The organism is Calothrix sp. PCC 7507, assembly GCF_000316575.1.
Lineage (GTDB): Bacteria > Cyanobacteriota > Cyanobacteriia > Cyanobacteriales > Nostocaceae > Fortiea.
This window is the reverse complement of the sequence record NC_019682.1, coordinates 2,176,695-2,196,315: the sequence shown is the minus strand read 5'-3', so window position 1 is coordinate 2,196,315 and position 19,621 is coordinate 2,176,695. Positions and strand designations below refer to the sequence as shown.

Sequence of the window (19,621 nt, the reverse complement as noted above, 5' to 3'; positions counted from 1 at the left end):
TAAAGCCTATTTAAGAAATGTGAATTTACCATTGTTACCGTCTTTATCTATTTTAATTTGGGCTACATAAAAATCTTTTTGCACCACCTCACCTATGGGTGTGAATGTAATTTCGCCCAGTGGAGTATTATATTTACCAGTAAGTAGCTGCTTATTCAAATCTGTCCGCAGTTGTGGCAGTTGTAATTTACCAACTTTGCTCTTTTTATCTAAATCTTTGAGAGCCTCCACATATACCTGTACAGCAGCGAAAGTTTGGGCACTGAATTGTGGTGGTTCTTTCTTATACTGGTCAAAATAAGCTTTGCGAAATTTATCATTAATCTCACTTTTATGCTCTGGACTGTAAGCTTGAGCAATCAACACACCATCACAAAATGCTTTACAAACTGGGAAGATGTTTGAGGTATTCAAACCATTACCACCAACAATTGAGCCTTTATAACCTAGTTCCCGCAGTTGTCTGATCAAGTTACCACCATCAGCCGCCAACCCAGAAACAATAATCAAATCTGGTTTGAGGTTAATAGTATTGGTTGCTTGGGTTTGAAAATCTGTATCACTAGTTTGGAACTTTTGGACTGTGACTAATTCCAAACCCTGATCCTTAACAGTTTTTTGAAAAATCTCTGTTTCTGATTTGCTAAATGCATCATTTTGAGCAAATAAAACAGCTACTTTTTTAATATTAGGATTCTGCTTGAGTGCTGCTTTCACCGAATTAGGTGCAACGATAGAAACAGGTGCAGAAACACGAGCTATATAATCACCAATTTCGGGAATTCCTTTAGCAGTATTTGAGGGACCAATAACTGGTACTTTCGCACGTTCTGCAACTGGATCAGCACTAAAAGCTTGCTGCGATAAAGTTGGCCCTACAATACCAACAACCTTATCTTTATTAATTAAAGTTTGAAAAGCATTAATTGCTCCAGCTTCATCGCCACTAGTATCTTGAAATACTAATTTAATCGGAGTACCATTAATACCACCTTGATTGTTGAAATACTTCTCAGCAATTTTAGCTCCAGCAACTTCCTCTTGACCAAGTAATGCTACATTGCTGGTTTGTGCAACAGCGATACCAATGGAAATCGCACCAGATGTAGCTGCTGTGTCTCCGGTATTGGTTGCAGCGTTTGTTGGAGCTACGGGGTTTGTACTAGTTTTAACGTCGTTGCAAGCCGATAATAACATAGTACAGCCAGCAAAAAATGTTGTTGTCAGCACAATTGATTTCTTCATGGATTAATAATAATCTAATTCTGGGATCATATTTATTTGACCATGCTAAGGCGAAGGTTTCAAGTATTTTATAGGAATCCGATTTGATCATTGAAAAAATCTAAGTATCTGTAGCCTGCCCTACGTATATTTAAAAAATTAAATACTCATCCTATCTGGCTTATAAAATATTTTATTTTTTTCTTAAGATATTTTACTTTCTGTTATGTGATAGCAACACTACCAGCATCTATCTAGTTTATACAACGGATTTTAGGACAGATATTAGGATTTTTATCTAATCTACCATCACTATTTTGTTTCTGGAATTTATATCTGCCAAAACTTGCAAGTTTAAACTATTCAAAATACTAGATTTGATAGGACGCTTTTCATCCCAAAATATTAGAGATGAGTAAAATTCTATTGCTGTTGGCGAAGTCAACATCTCAAAATTTTTGTCTGCCACTACCTCATCATCAAAGCTGAGAAAATAAACAGTATCATCAAATACTACAGGCTTATTAGCTATTTTGCCAACCAATCTAAAGTCTAATTTTTTATAAAGTCCACAAATTGCAATTTTCCAAGACGTAAAAGTGTATAAACCAACTCCAAAAACAGAAAATCGAGGATTATTATGATAGATTTTACTTTTTCTTTTATCTAAGTGTTCTGTATGGGACTCTAGATAATTCCAAGTTTTAGGAGCTAAATCTTTGACGTATTCAGTTGGTTGACCAACAAATTTTTGAGTAACGATAATATATCGGTCAGTAGTATGTGTGCGATTTTGAGCAATATCAGAGCCTTTCATCAAAGGAAAAAGATAGGTTTCTTCTATATCAACAGCCTCTCCGAACCCATTTATAAAGATGTTATCAGCCTTGCGAAGCTCCATCACTTTTGAACAATCATGCTTGACGCCGGATCGCCATTTTGTTTTAGATTTATTATCATATAATTTATTCAGATTATCAAAAGCGGCTATATCTCTGATCAGAATATCATTTCGATATCCTATGCGATGAAATTTTGAACTATCGATACCACTGAATACGTCACAGTAGTAGTTTTGTGAGTTTAAATCAAACCGACAGAACAATAGGCAAGCTTCAACATTGGCATCAAAATACTTCTTAGCATCTATGTTATAAGTTGCACAATAAGCAAGATTCAGCTTATGAGAGTAAATATAATTCAATACTTTTCTGGCAACAGAAGCTTTACAAAGCATTGCCAAATAAGTATCACGCTTCTGTAAACATTGAATAACCTGTATTAGCATCCATTCTGAGATATCGAAATTGCTCTTACCTGTCATTGCATCTAAGCCAGTATGATTTTGAAAATTATACTTATCAGGTAAATTATTCCCTCCAATACTTCCTTGTTGTGAGTTCGTTACCCAAGGAAAATTACCAAGTACTAGTATATTTCCACTCAACTTGTTTACTAATGACAACCAATCAAATTGAAAAAAATCTCCTTGTTGAATATCAATTCTGCTATCTTTTAACAATCGCTCTTTGCTTTTAAATTCTTGTAAGTAATTGGGGTTAATTTCAATTCCGAAAATCTTATCTGTAGACGGAAACGAATTTGCAGCAGCTTCAATGAAATTACCCAACCCACATGTTGGCTCAACTATGACATCAGGATTAACACCCATTTCTAGCAACTTCTGACATATCCTTTCAGCTAGCTCCAGTGGTGTCTGAAAATCCCCGTATTCTATTTTTGTCTTGTGAACATTAGAAATCATAGGTTAGCTCTGTAAACAGCGATTATGCCTTCTTCTTGACTAGCACGCTCAATTACTCTTCCATACTGGAGCCGCCATTGCAAAGCATTAGAGATAGTTAAAAATCCTTGTCGGGGAGGATTTATCAATATTTCGTCTGCAATATTAGCTGCTTCAATTTCATCAACGGGTAGATTTCTGTCAAATATAAAAGCAATCAAGTCATCTTTATTACCTTCGTTTTTTAAAATATTAATAATTCCACGAGTCATCTGAAAATCTGCTGTTCTTTCGGCTCTTACATAAATAGTATGTAAAATATTTAAATTAGCAGTTCTATTTATACTATTGTCTTTTTTATCGTAAACAAAAATTATCAGGGAATACCCAAGACCAAAAATCTTTTGCCGTGCAGATTTAAAAGGACAGGATGATTGTGGTTGTCTAATACTTGTCACCTTAATATCAATAAGTAGTCCTGGAAAATCAATACCACTTGCTGAATTACCTTTAACAAACTCATACCGCTCCGTAAGATAAATCCTAAACTTTTGTTCCAAATATGTTCCGATAGCTTTGCCGTCTGTGATGCCGTAAAGTAGAGGTTCTGGGTGTCGAGACTCGGCGGATGAAAATATTGCAGCTTCTGAGCAGAGGGTTTCTATGGTCAAAATTGTCATATTTTCCACTAAAGTAGATTTTTCCCTAGTCTTTCACCAAATTGTTCCATAAAGCGGCGGTCAATCCAAACTTTCCACAGCCATAAGAGTTTATGGGGTGGTAAAGTAAAAACAGATTTTGTAGCGATCGCTCTCCCATCACCCGTACCAATTAAGCTCAAATATTCTTTCTGTGGTTTGTAGGGTTTGAGAGCCTGACCTAACAAAACTCGCTGCAAGTTCTCAAATAAAGGCTTACCCTGTCTCACAGCAAACACCCCAGCTTTCGGTAGGGGATGATTTACCATACTGGCTATGTCACCCGCTGCAAATATGTGGGGGTGCGTTGGCGATTGTAATTTGTCATTTACCAAAATAAAGCCTTGCTCATCAATCCCCAATCCTGTTGTTCTTAACCACTGGGGTGCTGATGCTTGTGTTACCCAAAAAATTTTATTGCACTCGACTGTTAACCCAGATTCACATTTAACTTTATTAATCCTCTCTAGATTAGGAGTCATATTCTTTGGCTCAATTTGACAAACTGTTTCTCCCAGATACAGCTTGATACCGCGCTTAGTTAAAATTTGCTTAACTTGACACCGTACTGACTGATGATGATTAGGCATCAGTTCATTTTGACGCTGAAATAAGTGAATTGCCAAATTCTCTGGTTGCAGAATTTTTTGTAAATGCGCTTGCATTGATAGCGCTAATTCCACACCGCCAGCGCCACCACCCACAATCCCAATACTAATCGACGCTTGCGGATTTGCTGCAACACTTTCCAGTAGCTGATACCAATGTTTTAATAGTTGTGAAACTGGCTTCGCGGGAATTGTGTATTCTGCTGCACCTGATACAGATATTGTAGTTGGAGTGCTGCCAATATCGACAGACAGCACATCAAAATTGACAGCAGGACGGTTAGCACAGATTACTTTGTTGTTTTGTAAATCCAGACCAACAACTTTGTCAATATACAACTGTGCTTGAGCAAAGTTGGCTAAAGTTCGTAAATCAATATGACATTCATCATGGCTATAAAATCCAGCAACGTGTCCTGGTAGCATCCCAGAATAAGGTGTATCTGAGGCTATAGTGATTAAAGTCAAACGAACACCAGATAATGGTTTTATGCCAAACATCTTCAGCACAATAGCATGGCTGTGACCACCACCAATCAGTACTAGCTCTTTAACTATTGGTTGTAAATTTTGTTGCATCTAGATACTTCAGTAATGTTTTCTCTTTACTGTAACCAAATCAGCTATTCCAGATTTTATTTGTATACTATAAAATTCTCAGGTAATAGATTCCCGACTTCTCAAAGAATTCGGAAATCTATATATGATGTTTAAGTAATGATTATTGATCAGCGATTTTTTTTGTACTATAATTCTAAGGCTAAATACATATTAAAATTTTATCCATCCAAAAAATATTCCTTCAACTAAAATGCATATAAAAATAACCTTATTAAAATTTTATTGGAGAAATTAAAAGTAATTATGAATGCTTACCAGGCAACAAAAAATTGGCTAAATAAAAATAATATTCATTTAAAATTGCTATATTTGCAGGTAATTCCTACACAAAAGCCCAGAAAAAATCATCACAATCAATCACCCAGACAACGCTTCAGAATCGCAATTAACGATATAAATAATTGCAACATAGAAGCCAGACTGGCTGCAATTGATGATTTAGAGCAAATCGCCCAATCCGAGACAAATTTTCACTGGGAAATCATGGAAATTCTCACAAAATTTGTGAGGAATCATGCATCTCATCTACCCCAAACGGATAACCAACTTGATCTATCATCAACTATTTGTATAGATATTCAAGCAGCTCTGACTGTCATTGCGAGAAGAGATACTAAGCAAGACCCAGAAAATGAGCAACTAGATTTGAGTCATACAAATATGATGGGTGCAAACCTCTGTGGAGCTAGCTTGGAAAACACAAACCTTTATCAAGCCAACCTCTCCGGTGCAGACCTGCGTGGTGCTAACCTGTATGGTGCAATTCTCACTGCAGCTAATCTCAAAGGTGCAAATCTTTCTGGCGCAAACTTAGCAAAGGCGATTTTCAGTGCAGCAAACCTAGAAGCAGCAAATCTTTCTGGTGCTAACCTTTATCGGGCAAACCTATATTTAGCCAACCTGCATCAGGCAATTCTCAATGATGCCATACTGAATCAAGCTAATCTCAGAGATTGCCAATTGCCTCACTTAGATACATTAGATATGAATCTAGGGGATATGTAACAACCGGTAGCTTGGGACGATCGCACAATTGGTCTAATGGAGCATATTCAACTCTTGAAGTCACAGTAGAATCAATTAAGTCTTCTAGCGCATATGCAAATTTTGAGCTAAATGCTATACTAATCTTCCCAAACCTCTAAGTAATAATCCTAGGTTGTGAGGAATAATTCTGCTATGTCTGCTAACAAGACAGGCGTATTTTTAAATTGGTCGATAGCCATAACAGTTATATTTGCGCTGTCACTGACTCTCATTGTCTTCGGATTGTCTAATATTCGGGGACTGTCAATTCAGCAACAAATACAATACAGTATTCAAGCACTAGCAACTGCTGGAATAATTTTCCTAGGATTGGCAGTGATGCTGAATGCTTATTATGGTGCAAAGCGTGCCCAAGCTTTGTCCAAAAGTGCGATCGCTGCTGAAAAAAATGTCCAAATAAGGGCGCAAAACACAAAACTATCCCAAGAAAAGCTAGTTGCAAAACGCTTTATGTCAGCAATTGCCCAGCTTGGGCATGAGAAAATCGAAACCCGAATAGGCGCAATTTATGCACTAGAACGAGTCGCCCAGGATTTTCCTAAAGAACATTGGACAATCATGGAAATTCTCACTGCCTTTATCCGTGAAAATACTCCCATCCACGGGCAGGAAGCACCAAAGGAAGAAGATTCATCACCGATATCCTTTGGCAAGCAGAATAGCCCGACAGATTTGCACTCCTATAATGAATCACCCAAAATTCGCACGGATATTCAAGTAGCCCTGACAGTAATTGGTAGGCGTAATTCACTACAAGACCGAGAAAATCAAAAACTAGATTTACGCAAGACAGACATCAGGCGAGCAGACCTATTAGGAGCCAACTTAGAACAGGCAGACTTGCGTGAATCTGACCTATCTGGGGCAGATTTGCGCGGCTCTAACCTCCGTAGGGCAGACTTGGAAGGTGCTAAACTCTCTGGGTCTATTCTCTATGAAACTAATTTGTTTCAAGCCAATCTGCATCAAGCTAACCTTTCTTGGGCAAACCTAAATCGAGCCAACTTATGTGGAGCTAACCTACGTGCAGTTAACCTCTATGGAGCAAGTCTGCGTGCAGCTAACTTGCAAGGTGCAAATCTATATAAAGCCAACTTACAACAAGCAACCCTGAAAGTCGCTAACCTCTCAGGAGCCAAGTTGTTTTTAGCTAACTTGCAAGGGGCAAAATTGGGGAAAGCCAACTTGCACATGACAGGTCTGATAGGCGCTAACCTACAAGGAGCCAACTTGAATGGCGCTAATCTTTCAGGAGCCAACCTGAATGCAGCCAAACTTCAACAAACAGAAGTTTATTTTGCTAATCTCTCAGAAGCCAGTTTGACAGAAGCCGACTTGTATCAAGCAACCCTGATAGGAGCCAACCTTTCTAGAGCTATCCTCTACGAAGCTAACCTCCACGGTGCTAACCTCATGGGGGCAAACCTTTCTGGCACAAATCTTTGTGATGTGAAGTTAGAAGGCGCAATCTTGACAGGAGTCAAAAACCTCGAATCACAACAGATTACAACAGCGTTAGGCGATCGCACAACTCGTCTACCCGATGACATGGAAGCCCCAACCCATTGGCGACAATGGGTTTAAGTCAAAGTTGTTATAGTATATTTATCTGGGTGCATCTAACTTTAATCGTCAGTAATTAGAATTGCTACATATCAGAACGAAGAATCATGTTCATAATCCCAACACTTTTCATTAGACCAAGTTCTACCAGTGTGATTACAGTCAACTTGATTATCAATCCAAGGAATAGATGTAGGAGAAGTTGAGGCTGCGTCTGATATGAAATCAATAGAAGATAATACTAATAACACACTATAAAAACCGGTAGAAAATACTGTCATAACAAATGTTGCCAATAGCATAATTTTAATATCAGTTGGATTAAGCTTGCTTTTTTTCAGACTTAGTCGCTTACTCATAAACTTTACTCAATTCTCTAATCAGGGGAGATGCTCACACTAAAATATTTAGATGCTAAATTCATATTTTTAAATCTACTTTTCCCTTCAAATCTCTAGTTAATTGAGAAAAATAATATAAAAAAACTATGTAATTTTAGCTTGATATTTTCTTTTCCAATTTTGCCATCTCATTAGCGAGGAATATCATAGATAACGCTGGTATTCATCAAGAAAAAATACTTACGTATTTTTTTATGAAGTTTGTGCAATATCAATTAAGTATAAATAACATTTAATGTATTAACTAAAACTTACTATAGTAAATACCCGTACTCTACTCCAATACCACTCAGTTAAGGATTTTTGCGATCGCCATAGATCTGTAAAAACCTACAGTATGAGCCTCTTGGATGAAGTAAAAATTATTCTTGTAGATACTGCCTTGATTCGTCAAGAGGCAGTAATGAAATAATTAGGGTCAAAAGGCTTTTGGGATTTTAAAATCCCAAAAGCAAAATGCAGGAGGTTATGCATCACAGCACCAAGAACCTGCATTTTGACCTGGCCACGCTCAAGTAATCGTTGTGCAAACAATTTAAACAGAGGATTATGGCACATAGCAGCAACAGCAGGCATATAGAGTACTTTTCGGAGTCGGGCATTGCCAACTCCAGATAAGCGAGACTTACCCTGCACCGAAGAGCCACTAGAACGTTCTTGGGGAGTTAAGCCAGCATGAGCAGCTAACTGCCGAACATGACGGTATTGTTCCACACAACCCATTTCTGTTAAAAGCACAGCAGCAGTCTGCTCGCCAATACCAGGGATTGAGGTTAAAAGGTCGCGCTTGGCTTTCAAATCAGGATGGAGTGAAAAGTGGTTGTGAATCAGTAGGGGCAGGGTTTTTCCGCCATTGAATCTCCGCCCTTGCATCCTCTCAAAATCCTAGATCCTCAGTCCCCAACCTCCAGTCCCTATTTTCCCTCGAGTATGGATAGCAGCAGCATTCTATCAAACCAGCCTCAGAGAAACTTAGTTTTTTGCAGTCAAACTAAAAAAATTAGAACAATAAGTCTCATTGTTCAGTTAAGCTATTTATGGTTTGCTTACTAAAAATACTCAAAAGTTATCAAACTATAATTTGAAGTAGGAATGTTTTAACTTTTACAGATATTTTTTTACACTATTTCGGTTAAATTTGCTAAATTGCTGATGTTAAGATTGCCATGAATGCACATCGAGGATCTGCTGTGCTCAGTTCTGCAACTTTAAAAGTGCAGCCAGCTGCAACAGGACTAACTGAAAATCATCGCCTGCGGCTTTTTTCTGGCTCCGCCAATGTACCACTGTCTCAAGAAGTAGCTCGTTACCTGGGCATGGATTTAGGACCAATGATCCGTAAACGATTTGCGGACGGCGAGCTTTATGTTCAAATCCAGGAATCGATTAGGGGTTGTGATGTCTATCTAATCCAACCAACTTGTCAACCCGTCAACGATCATTTAATGGAATTACTGATTATGATTGACGCCTGTCGTCGGGCTTCCGCTCGACAGGTGACAGCAGTAATCCCTTACTATGGTTACGCCCGCGCTGACCGAAAAACGGCAGGAAGGGAGTCAATTACTGCCAAGCTGGTGGCTAACCTGATTACACAAGCAGGTGCTAACCGCGTTTTAGCAATGGATTTGCACTCAGCGCAGATTCAGGGCTATTTCGATATACCTTTTGACCATGTTTACGGTTCACCAGTCTTACTAGATTATCTAGCAAGTAAAAAACTGCCTGATCTTGTGGTTGTTTCCCCCGATGTCGGCGGTGTCGCACGAGCTAGAGCTTTTGCTAAAAAGCTGGGTGATGCCCCACTAGCGATTATTGACAAACGCCGCCAAGCTCATAACGTCGCCGAAGTTTTGAACGTCATTGGCGATGTTAAGGGCAAAACAGCTGTTTTGGTGGACGACATGATTGATACTGGCGGCACAATTGCTGCTGGAGCAAGATTGCTGCGTGAAGAAGGCGCACGCCAAGTATATGCTTGTGCAACTCATGCAGTCTTCTCTCCCCCGGCAATTGAGCGATTATCCAGTGGTTTATTTGAAGAAGTCATCGTCACCAACACGATTCCAATGCCAGAAAGCAGTCGCTTTCCACAACTAGTAGTGCTTTCAGTGGCTAATCTACTAGGAGAAACCATCTGGCGAATTCATGAAGATACTTCAGTAAGTAGTATGTTCCGCTAGTAATAAAAGAACTGTCATTTTTGTTACAGTTCTGTGTAAATAAGTATGAAGAATGGAGGATGAAATTTCCCATGTTTCAACCTTCAGCCTTCATTCCCTTTTTCAACTGTCAATGCTTCCAATTCTAAAACCACTCTTTCTAACTCTACGACAATCGCAGTTGCACTTGTCCGCTTAAATGCATCTACCAGTTCCCGATAATACCAAAGAGTACCCTCTCTGCCCCCTTGAAAGCGCTGCCAAAGTGATTCGCCGATTATTCGGTAATCTCTCAGAATAGACTGGGCATTGTAAAGTTTATCCGCTGCTGAGACAAGCAATACTGATGGTGAAGCAGTAGGAATATGGGCAATGTATGCCTCTTTGCGCTGTCGCCAAGGAGGTTTAGGTGTTGTATCGGCATCAGTACAAGCATCGACTATAGCTGTGACATCGTCCCCAAAGCGATCGCGGATTTCTTCTCTAGTCGCCGCACCCCCTTGGTCTTCAATAGCATCATGTAACAGAGCTGCTATGGCTTCATCTTCATTGGCCCCATGCTCTAAAGCAATACTGGTGACACCCAATAAATGCGCGATGTAGGGAACACCCGAACCTTTACGTACTTGGTTGGCGTGTAGCTGGGTTGCATAGGTAAGTGCCGTAGTGAAGCGTTCTGAAAGCATGATTGGGGATTGGGGAAGTTTTGCAACAGTTATCAGTAGAAGTGATCACTGTTCACTGATTTAATACTCACAGCCACAAAGGGGACGAATCACCATAAAGACGATCGCCGTCCCCTTTTACCTACTTACAAGGGTAGAGACTTAGAAGCTTCAAATTAGCAGACTTAAAACTTTTAAATCTCAATTTTTTGCTGAAGCTTAAGGCGTAGATGTCGGTGTGGCTGTCGGTGTGGCTGTCGGTGTGGCTGTCGGTGTGGCTGTCGGTGTGGCCGTTGGTTTCGTTGTTGGTTTTACCGTCGGTGTGGCTGTTGGTTTCGCTGTTGGCTTTGTAGTCGGTTTCGCGGTTGGTGTCGTTGTTGGTGTTGGTGAGGCTGTAGGTTTAGGCGCTGGCTTCGTAGAACCTGCTTCTTCATTCAACTTCTGACGGAGTGCTAAATTAGCAATTCCAGTTTCTTGTAGCTGAAGCTTTTTCTGATATTCCTTCACCGCCGCTTCTGTTTGGGGTCCATAAAATTGATCCCCAGGTAAAGGAGTTTTGGGCTTCAGTACCTTATTCAAGTTTTGCTGCAAAGTTTGAATAATTTTGGCGGCAAGACCTTCAGTTTTTGGCCCCACGATGCCGTCTACAGTTAACTTGTAACCCTTTTGAAATTCTTTAATTGCCTTTTGAGTTTCCTCATCAGTCAAGGGTGTATTTGTCACCTTGACATTATATCCCAATCCGCGCAACACAGATCGGAATTGCTGTGGCTTATAACTGGCGGCAAATGCTGTATCTGAAATCGTTATGCTCGCTGTCACCATGCAGATAGTAGCAATGGTTACACTTGATTTTCCAAACCCACACCACATAAATTAAAACTCCTTAAGGTTAAACCAGCAAGATAAAGAAATTGACAAGTGCATTTTAAGTTTTTTTGTACATCTTTTTTCTCAATTAGTAATGATTTTTCATTCATTGGAGTTTGATTGGTTAATTTAATTAATGTTTTTTAATAATTATTATCATCCCCCTAGGGGCTGATTTTCATTGAATAGTAGAGATATACGACAAAGAGCCAAAACTATATAATCTAGAAACTTATATTCAATACCTGTATAATCGTACACTAAAAATGACTCCTTCCCAACCTCCAAAGCGTCTACAACTTAGCTTTGAAAGACTGATGGCAATTACTGCCACAGTAAACCTATGCTTAGTTCTGTTTGATTTAAGTTACGTACCGTGGCGAGAATTTTACTGGCGAAGATTTCCCCAAATTACGCAAATTTATGATCCTGTTAAAGGCATTGAACCGCATCGAGAAACAAAAAACTATTTGGAAACAGTAGCGACGTTAGAAGAAGAGGTGAGCCAAACGGGGTTAAAGTCACCTCAAGCAAAAACCAAGCTAGAGGAAATCAGCCGTCTAACTAGTGAGATGATTAACACCAATCCGTTTGCGGCGGCAGGTAAGAGTGGTAACCTAGAAAAAATCAAAAACCGGATGCGCGATCGCATTCGCAAAGAATCTGCAAAACAAGCCTTTAACACTTTTTGGAGTCAGGAGTATTTAACTCAACAGGGCTGGAAACCAGAAATTAATTTTTTCAACCAGAAAATCAAACCCTTAATAGCCAGCAATTATTACCGCAAAATCAGCGAGGACGGCGAATATATTGATAATTTTTGGCTGATTGACTTGCCATTTGTAGCTTTATTTGCCCTAGAGTTACTGGTACGTGTTTTTTATATCAGACGCCGTCATCCCGGTTTTAGCTGGTTAGAGGCGGCATTGTGGCGTTGGTATGACTTATTTTTATTGCTGCCATTTTGGCGCTCGTTACGATTTATATCAGTATTAATTCGTCTCGATCAGGCACAGTTATTAAATTTGCATCCAGTATGGCGGCAAATTAACCAAGGCATCGTCGCGAATTTTGCCGAAGAACTCACCGAAATTGTGGTGGTGAGAGTAATTAACCAAATTCAGGGATCAATAAAACGAGGCGAGTTAACGCGCTGGCTAGTGCAACAAGAGAACCTACGCCCCTACATAGATATTAATAATGTCAACGAAATGGAAGCGATCGCCAATTTGTTAGTCCAAACAGTTGTCTACGAAGTACTACCCAAAATTCAACCAGAGATCACAGCCATTTTGCGCCACAACATCGAAACCGTCCTTCATCAAGTGCCTATCTATCGCAATCTGCAAAGTTTACCAGGAGTGGGACAAGCACAAACCCAGCTAAGTGAGCAACTGGCAACCCAAATCACCACAAATCTATACAATGCTCTAGTTAGTGCCGTAACAGATCCTGTCTCAGCAAAACTCACCAGCCAACTAGTGCAACGGTTTAGCCAAGCTCTAAGCACAGAAGTACAGAAAAAACACGTACTTTCAGAAATTCAAAGCTTACTTTTTGATTTCTTAGAAGAAGTCAAGCTCAACTACGTCCAGCGCTTGTCCCAAGAAGATATCGACCAAATTCTAGAGCAAACCAGACAGCTACGCACACAAGCATCAGTCCCACCAGTAAGAGGTAGCGTGCTACCAGGCAGAGAAAGGTAGAGGGGCAAGGGAGCAGGGGGCAGGGAGCAGGGGGCAGGGAGCAGGGGGCAGGGAGCAGGGGCAGAAAAGAACAAATGACAAATGACAAATGCCGAATGACCATATATTAATTTATGCCTACTGCCTCCAAAGAAATGCGCTAAACTCAGGTTAGAGTCGAACCATGTTTTGGTTCGTCACAAGACTTCTTGGAAGATATCCCTATCGCAGGAAGTGGGTCAATGCCCACTTTTTTTATTGAATTCTCGCATGACTCATCCTTTAATTCCACAAATTATTGATTTGGCATCACCAGTAGCAGAAGAACTGGGATTAGAAGTTGTTGCTGTGGTTTTCCACACCAATCAACGTCCGCCAACTTTGCGGATAGACATCCGTAATCCTCAGCAGGACACAGGGCTGAATGATTGTGAACGGATGAGTCGTGCTTTAGAAGCCTCCTTAGATGCGGCAGAGATCATTCCAGATACCTATGTCTTGGAAGTGTCCAGTCCTGGTGTTTCACGACAACTCGTAACCGATAGAGAGTTTATTTCTTTCAAAGGATTTCCTGTCATCATCTCCACTTCCCCACCCTACGACGGACAGCAAGAGTGGACAGGTCAATTGATTCGCCGGGACGAGAATACAGTTTACCTAAACCAAAAAGGTCGTACAGTCGAAATTCCCCGTACCCTAATTACCAGGGTGCAGCTGGATGAGCGTCGGTAAATGAGGGGCTAGGGATTAGAGATTAGGGATTAGAGGTTAGAGATTAGGGATTAGGGATTTAGTTGAAAGCTATTCTCTAATCCCTAACTTAAATCTGTAGTTTTTATTCCCCAGTCCCCAATCCCCATTGCCCCTTATCCTCAGTCCCCAGTCCCCAATTTTTAAAGGAGAATGCTTATGTCAATGGTAAGTTTACCTGGATTAAAAGAATTAATTGAAAGTATCAGTCGTGAGCGGAATTTACCTCGTTTAGCAGTGCAATCAGCTATTAGAGAAGCATTGCTCAAAGGTTACGAGCGTTATCGTCGCGCCCAGAACTTGGAACGTAAGCAGTTCGATGAAGAATACTTTGATAATTTTGAAGTAGAACTTGATATTGACGGTGAAGGATTCCGTGTTCTTTCCACCAAAAGCATCGTTGAAGAGGTGAGTAACTCCGACCATCAAATTTCCCTAGATGAAGTGCAGCAAGTAGCTCCCGAAGCCCAGTTAGGCGACTCAGTAGTGCTAGATGTCACCCCAGACCAAGGAGAATTTGGGCGGATGGCGGCGATGCAAACCAAGCAAGTCCTGGCGCAAAAACTGCGGGATCAGCAACGCCAGATGGTGCAAGAAGAGTTCCAAGACTTAGAAAGCACTGTATTACAAGCAAGAGTGCTGCGATTTGAGAGACAATCAGTGATTTTGGCAGTCAGCAGTGGTTTTAGTCAACCAGAGGTAGAAGCCGAATTACCAAAAAGGGAACAGTTACCCAACGATAATTATCGAGCTAATGCCACATTTAAGGTATATCTCAAAAAGGTTTCCCAAGGGCAGCAACGAGGACCACAGTTGCTAGTGTCTCGTGCCGATGCGGGTTTGGTAGTTTATTTATTTGCCAACGAAGTACCAGAAATAGAAGATGAAGTCGTCCGGATTGTCGCCGTAGCACGAGAAGCCAATCCCCCCTCTCGTTATGTAGGCCCCCGCACTAAAATTGCTGTTGACACCCTGGATCGTGATGTAGACCCAGTTGGCGCTTGTATTGGCGCACGGGGATCGCGGATTCAAGTAGTAGTGAACGAATTACGCGGTGAAAAAATCGATGTGATTCGTTGGTCTCCCGACCCAGCAACTTACATTGCTAATGCTTTGAGTCCAGCAAGGGTAGATGAAGTGCGGCTCATGGACCCCGAAACACGGCAAACACATGTACTAGTAGCGGAAGACCAACTGAGTTTAGCTATTGGCAAAGAAGGACAGAATGTCCGTTTGGCAGCTCGTTTAACAGGTTGGAAAATTGACATCAAAGACAAAGCCAAGTATGACTATGCAGGGGAAGATGCCAAGTTTGCAGCCTCACGTGCCAAATATCAACTAGAGCAAGAAGAATTGGAAGATGATTTTGATGAGTCAGAGTTAGAGGACGACAATCAGGGAGAATTGGACTCAGAAGATGAGTCTTATGAAACTAGTTTTGACACTAGTTTTGACACTAGTGAGGAAGAGTAATTGATTAGCTTGGTAGAGTTGTCGTAGTATTTACTAAAGTGTTCGTATTAATGATTACCTTTTGTCAGAAATTTGGTATAAGTAAATATAGACTAACTGCAACTCATGTTGATAGCCAGAATGCTGACTTGAGGTAGCAAAACACCGATGAAACCGAATTATCGGCGTTGTATTAGTTGCCGTCGAGTAGGACTTAAAGAAGAGTTTTGGCGGATTGTCCGCGTCTTTCCGTCTGGAAAGGTACAATTGGATCAGGGCATGGGGCGTTCTGCCTATATTTGTCCACAGACGAGCTGCCTCCAAGCGGCTCAGAAAAAAAATCGACTAGGGCGATCGCTACATGCAGCAGTGCCAGAAGCACTGTATCAGACATTGTGGCAGCGTCTAGCCCAAAGCAATCCCCCAAATCAAATTTAGTTTGAAAGATTTGTGGTGGTAATCAAGAGAGGAATTGTGCTAAAAGCCGAACTAGTCGTGCCCTCAACACACCGCTCCTGATTACTGGGGTTAGTGGCAAAATAGTAAATGGGTGTAATTGACAAACGACTCTCTTGTAATAAAGAGAGGCGAAGCAATACTCCTAACAAGTTTTACTCGATTGTGTTGTGGAAGACTCAGAATCAGCAAAACAAAAAACAACAGAATGGCAACCTGGTAGCGCTCAGGCGCAGTTTGGCATCCAGGGTATTCAAAAAGATTTTTGCTTGAAAAAACTTTTTTGGATATCTGTCCACCATTATTTCAGATGGGAATGCCAGCAATAACCCGAAACATCTCTCTTTCCTGATTGGAGGCACCGGCAAAAACTGAACGGCAACCAAAAAACAGTAATCAAAGGATGGAGATGTCACAAACCAGGCAACCATCCGCTAAAACTGTAAATTAAAGGGGAAGAGTGGATGAACAACGGCAAAGTTAGAATCTATGAATTATCAAAGGAATTGAATTTGGATAACAAAGAGCTATTAGCAATATGCGACCAGCTCGAAATTGCGGTCAAAAGTCATAGCAGTACGATTTCAGACTCTGAGGCTGAACAAATTCGTGCAGCTGCGGAAAAACTCGCAGCCACAAATGGGACGCCAAAAAGAGAAAACAGTCCGTCCAGTCATAAACCAAATTCACCGCAAACTGGCTCTCGAAACCGACCTGCTCCACCACCTCACAAACAACAAATTTTGGAAATTCGTAAACCCAAAATATTGAGAAATCCTACCTCCAACGCCCCAGAGGCGTCAGTTGCTATCAATACTCAAGCTGCTTCGTCTGAAGTTAATTCTGCAGCACCTCCACGACCCTTTGCTACTCCTGTCTCACCCATGCAGCCGACGGCACCAACTCGACCTGTACCCCGGAATCTATCTGAGACATCACAGCAACCAGCTGTCACAGATGCAGAGCCAACGCCTCATCCTCATACCGAAGCAGCAGAAACAGTAGCTGCGGACAAACCGGAAAGAACAGTTCCATCTAGACCAAAACCGGAAAAGCCCCAAAAACCTCAACTAGTGGCCCCACCAGCGAGGCCTGCGGCTGAAGAATCGGAGGTTTTAGATCTCCAGGCTCAGACAGATAAACCGATTCTCAAACGCGAACGTCCACGGCGCGCGGAAGAAGAACGCGATCAAGTCAAGCCAAAGGTGGCTAAACTACCAACAGACCCAGGTTTACAGGCTGTACCGACACCACAAAGACAGGCACGTCCCACTCCGTCACCCATGAAACCGGAGCAGAGGGGAAGTCGTCCATCTGCACCAGGACCATCATTTGGTGACCCACAAAGACCCAGACCAGTGCGTCCGGGTGAAGCTGTAGCCGCTATGCCGATCGCTACTCCACCCAGACCAATGCAAGGCGCACCGGGGAAATCTGCGGGAGTTGAGGATGCAATACCAGGCGACATCATTGATTTGAAACGCCCCACGCCACCTCGTCTAGCCAAAGGTGGGAAAAAGTGGCAGGAAGAAGAAATTATTGACGAAATCAAAGAAAAGGCTGGTAAGGGGATCGTCAAAGGTAAGCGGGTTAAACCGATCCTGGATGATGACTTTGAAGAAGACGACTTACTGGATGAAGATGGTCTAGATGCCCCAGCAACCGTCCAAGTCAGCCTCTCTATTGCCCGTCCTCCTAAGCCTAAGTCCACCAGACCTCCACAGCAACCAGCATTGGCTGTGGCAGCCCCAACAGCCAGAGGCAGTAGAAAATCCTCCAGCCGCGATCGCGACCACAACCGTCGTCAAGAAGCGGAAACCAAGCGCGATCGTCCAGAGAAAGTGGTCGTCACCGGGCCGCTGACAGTCCAAGAACTAGCCGATGTTTTGGCCGTCGCTGATACAGAGATTGTGAAAATCCTGTTCATGAAAGGCATGGCGGTGAGTATCACCCAAAACCTCGATATCCCCACTATTACCCTGGTAGGAAAAGAACTAGAAATAGAAGTAGAAACTGCTGAACCGGAAGCAGAAGCCCGCAAAGTCACAGAAATGCTGGATGTGGCAGATATGGAAAACCTCCATCGCCGTCCCCCAGTAGTGACCATTATGGGTCACGTAGACCACGGTAAAACCACCCTACTCGACTCAATCCGCAAAACGAAAGTGGCAGCGGGAGAAGCTGGTGGTATTACCCAACACATCGGTGCATACCATGTGGATATAGAACACGAAGGTAAGCCACACCAAATAGTCTTCCTGGATACCCCTGGTCACGAAGCCTTCACCGCTATGCGGGCACGGGGAGCAAGGGTGACAGACATAGCGGTTTTAGTGGTGGCGGCTGATGACGGTGTTCGTCCTCAAACCATTGAAGCAATTAGCCATGCTCAAGCTGCGGAAGTGCCAATTGTTGTAGCCATCAACAAAATTGACAAAGAAGGGGCACAACCAGAACGGGTGAAACAAGAACTCACCAACTATGGACTGACCGCAGAAGACTGGGGTGGTGAAACAATTATGGTGCCAGTGAGTGCGATCAAAGGCGAAAACCTGGATACGCTCCTAGAAATGATTCTACTGGTAGCAGAAGTTGGAGAATTATCCGCCAACCCAGATCGTTCTGCCAAAGGAACTGTCATTGAGGCACATTTAGATAAGGCCAAGGGAGCAGTTGCTACCCTGCTGATTCAAAATGGTACCCTGCATGTGGGCGATATGTTAGTCGCAGGTTCGGCATTTGGTAAAGTCCGAGCTATGGTCGATGACAGAGGCAAAAGAGTAGATATTGCTTCTCCTTCCTTTGCTGTTGAGGTGCTGGGATTAAGTGATGTCCCCGCCGCAGGTGATGACTTTGAAGTCTTCACCAACGAAAAAGAAGCCAGAGCATTGGCGAGCGATCGCGCCGACAGACAACGTCTATCCCGCCTCCTCCAAGGTCGTGTCACCCTCACAACCCTCTCTGCTCAAGCTCAAGAAGGCGAGTTGAAAGAACTCAACTTGATCCTCAAAGGAGACGTACAAGGTTCGGTGGAAGCCATTGTGGGATCTCTCAGACAAATCCCTCAAAACGAAGTCCAAATTCGGATGCTGTTGGCTACTGCTGGTGAAATCACCGAGACAGATATCGACCTAGCCGCAGCCAGTGGTGCCGTCATCATCGGCTTCAACACCACCTTCGCTAGTGGCGCCAGACAAGCCGCAGACGAATCAGGCGTAGATGTCCGGGAATACAACATCATCTACAAACTCCTAGAAGACATCCAAGGAGCCTTGGAAGGTCTACTGGAACCAGAGTTGGTGGAAGAACCCCTCGGTCAAACCGAAGTCCGTGCAGTCTTCCCCGTCGGTCGTGGTGCGGTTGCTGGTTGTTACGTACAATCTGGCAAACTGGTTCGCAACTGCAAACTGCGGGTGCGTCGTGCCGGTAAGGTGATCTACGAAGGCGTGCTTGATTCCCTCAAACGGATGAAAGAGGATGCACGCGAAGTCAACGCTGGTTATGAATGCGGTATCGGCGTTGATAAATTCAATGACTGGATTGAAGGTGACATCATCGAATCCTATCAAATGGTAACCAAGCGCCGGACGCTTACACTCACGAAATGATGAGCCAGGAAGCGTGGAGAATTAGAGGAGTGGAGAAGTGAAGGAAGTGGGAGAGAATTTAAATTTT

Annotated in this window: 16 protein-coding genes; 8 read left to right on the top strand and 8 right to left on the bottom strand. The window is 42.2% G+C overall.

The window, feature by feature from the left end; translation table 11 throughout:
- Positions 1-6 precede the first annotated feature (6 nt).
- From CAL7507_RS09575 to CAL7507_RS09560, 4 genes are all read right to left on the bottom strand, one after another.
- The gene (locus tag CAL7507_RS09575; RefSeq protein ID WP_015128260.1) at positions 7-1,245 is read right to left on the bottom strand and encodes an ABC transporter substrate-binding protein; all 1,239 of its coding nucleotides are present in this window, start codon (positions 1,243-1,245) and stop codon (positions 7-9) included.
- 277 nt (positions 1,246-1,522) lie between these two features.
- Entirely contained in the window at positions 1,523-2,989 is a 1,467-nt protein-coding gene (locus CAL7507_RS09570) for a class I SAM-dependent methyltransferase (RefSeq protein ID WP_015128259.1), read from the bottom strand.
- Positions 2,986-3,648, bottom strand: coding sequence for a hypothetical protein (locus CAL7507_RS09565; RefSeq protein ID WP_015128258.1), 663 nt, complete (start codon positions 3,646-3,648; stop codon positions 2,986-2,988). Before CAL7507_RS09565 ends, CAL7507_RS09570 begins: the two co-directional genes overlap by 4 nt.
- Before the next feature lie 8 nt (positions 3,649-3,656).
- Complete coding sequence (locus CAL7507_RS09560) at positions 3,657-4,853, bottom strand: FAD-dependent oxidoreductase (RefSeq protein WP_015128257.1); 1,197 nt, start codon at positions 4,851-4,853, stop codon at positions 3,657-3,659.
- A 285-nt stretch (positions 4,854-5,138) separates the two neighbouring features.
- Between CAL7507_RS09560 and CAL7507_RS09555 the strand changes: the two genes are divergently transcribed.
- Both CAL7507_RS09555 and CAL7507_RS09550 read left to right on the top strand, forming a co-directional pair.
- Complete coding sequence (locus tag CAL7507_RS09555; RefSeq protein ID WP_015128256.1) at positions 5,139-5,900, top strand: pentapeptide repeat-containing protein; 762 nt, start codon at positions 5,139-5,141, stop codon at positions 5,898-5,900.
- A 174-nt stretch (positions 5,901-6,074) separates the two neighbouring features.
- Complete coding sequence (locus CAL7507_RS09550; RefSeq protein WP_015128255.1) at positions 6,075-7,526, top strand: pentapeptide repeat-containing protein; 1,452 nt, start codon at positions 6,075-6,077, stop codon at positions 7,524-7,526.
- A gap of 71 nt (positions 7,527-7,597) precedes the next feature.
- Here CAL7507_RS09550 and CAL7507_RS09545 read toward each other — a convergent pair whose 3' ends face one another.
- Positions 7,598-7,864, bottom strand: a complete 267-nt coding sequence (locus CAL7507_RS09545; protein WP_015128254.1) for a hypothetical protein — start codon at positions 7,862-7,864, stop codon at positions 7,598-7,600.
- A 432-nt stretch (positions 7,865-8,296) separates the two neighbouring features.
- On the bottom strand, positions 8,297-8,779 hold the full coding sequence (locus CAL7507_RS09540) for a transposase (RefSeq protein ID WP_236556921.1): 483 nt from the start codon (positions 8,777-8,779) through the stop codon (positions 8,297-8,299).
- Between the two features lie 293 nt (positions 8,780-9,072).
- Between CAL7507_RS09540 and CAL7507_RS09535 the strand changes: the two genes are divergently transcribed.
- Positions 9,073-10,089: a ribose-phosphate pyrophosphokinase gene (locus CAL7507_RS09535; RefSeq protein WP_015128253.1), complete on the top strand. Its 1,017-nt coding sequence runs from the start codon at positions 9,073-9,075 to the stop codon at positions 10,087-10,089.
- 83 nt (positions 10,090-10,172) lie between these two features.
- Here the strand turns inward: CAL7507_RS09535 and CAL7507_RS09530 are convergent, their stop codons facing one another.
- Together CAL7507_RS09530 and CAL7507_RS09525 are read right to left on the bottom strand one after the other, a co-directional pair.
- Entirely contained in the window at positions 10,173-10,754 is a 582-nt protein-coding gene (locus CAL7507_RS09530; protein ID WP_015128252.1) for an HD domain-containing protein, read from the bottom strand.
- 198 nt (positions 10,755-10,952) lie between these two features.
- Entirely contained in the window at positions 10,953-11,606 is a 654-nt protein-coding gene (locus CAL7507_RS09525; RefSeq protein WP_015128251.1) for a peptidoglycan-binding protein, read from the bottom strand.
- 263 nt (positions 11,607-11,869) lie between these two features.
- Between CAL7507_RS09525 and CAL7507_RS09520 the strand changes: the two genes are divergently transcribed.
- The 5 genes from CAL7507_RS09520 (at position 11,870) to infB (ending at position 19,554) form a co-directional block, all read left to right on the top strand.
- Entirely contained in the window at positions 11,870-13,309 is a 1,440-nt protein-coding gene (locus CAL7507_RS09520; protein ID WP_015128249.1) for a hypothetical protein, read from the top strand.
- A gap of 249 nt (positions 13,310-13,558) precedes the next feature.
- Complete coding sequence (rimP, locus tag CAL7507_RS09515) at positions 13,559-14,020, top strand: ribosome maturation factor RimP (RefSeq protein ID WP_015128248.1); 462 nt, start codon at positions 13,559-13,561, stop codon at positions 14,018-14,020.
- A 177-nt stretch (positions 14,021-14,197) separates the two neighbouring features.
- Positions 14,198-15,511, top strand: coding sequence for a transcription termination factor NusA (nusA, locus tag CAL7507_RS09510; RefSeq protein WP_015128247.1), 1,314 nt, complete (start codon positions 14,198-14,200; stop codon positions 15,509-15,511).
- 147 nt (positions 15,512-15,658) lie between these two features.
- Entirely contained in the window at positions 15,659-15,928 is a 270-nt protein-coding gene (locus tag CAL7507_RS09505; protein WP_015128246.1) for a YlxR family protein, read from the top strand.
- 482 nt (positions 15,929-16,410) lie between these two features.
- Entirely contained in the window at positions 16,411-19,554 is a 3,144-nt protein-coding gene (infB, locus tag CAL7507_RS09500) for a translation initiation factor IF-2 (RefSeq protein WP_015128245.1), read from the top strand.
- Positions 19,555-19,621 lie beyond the last annotated feature (67 nt).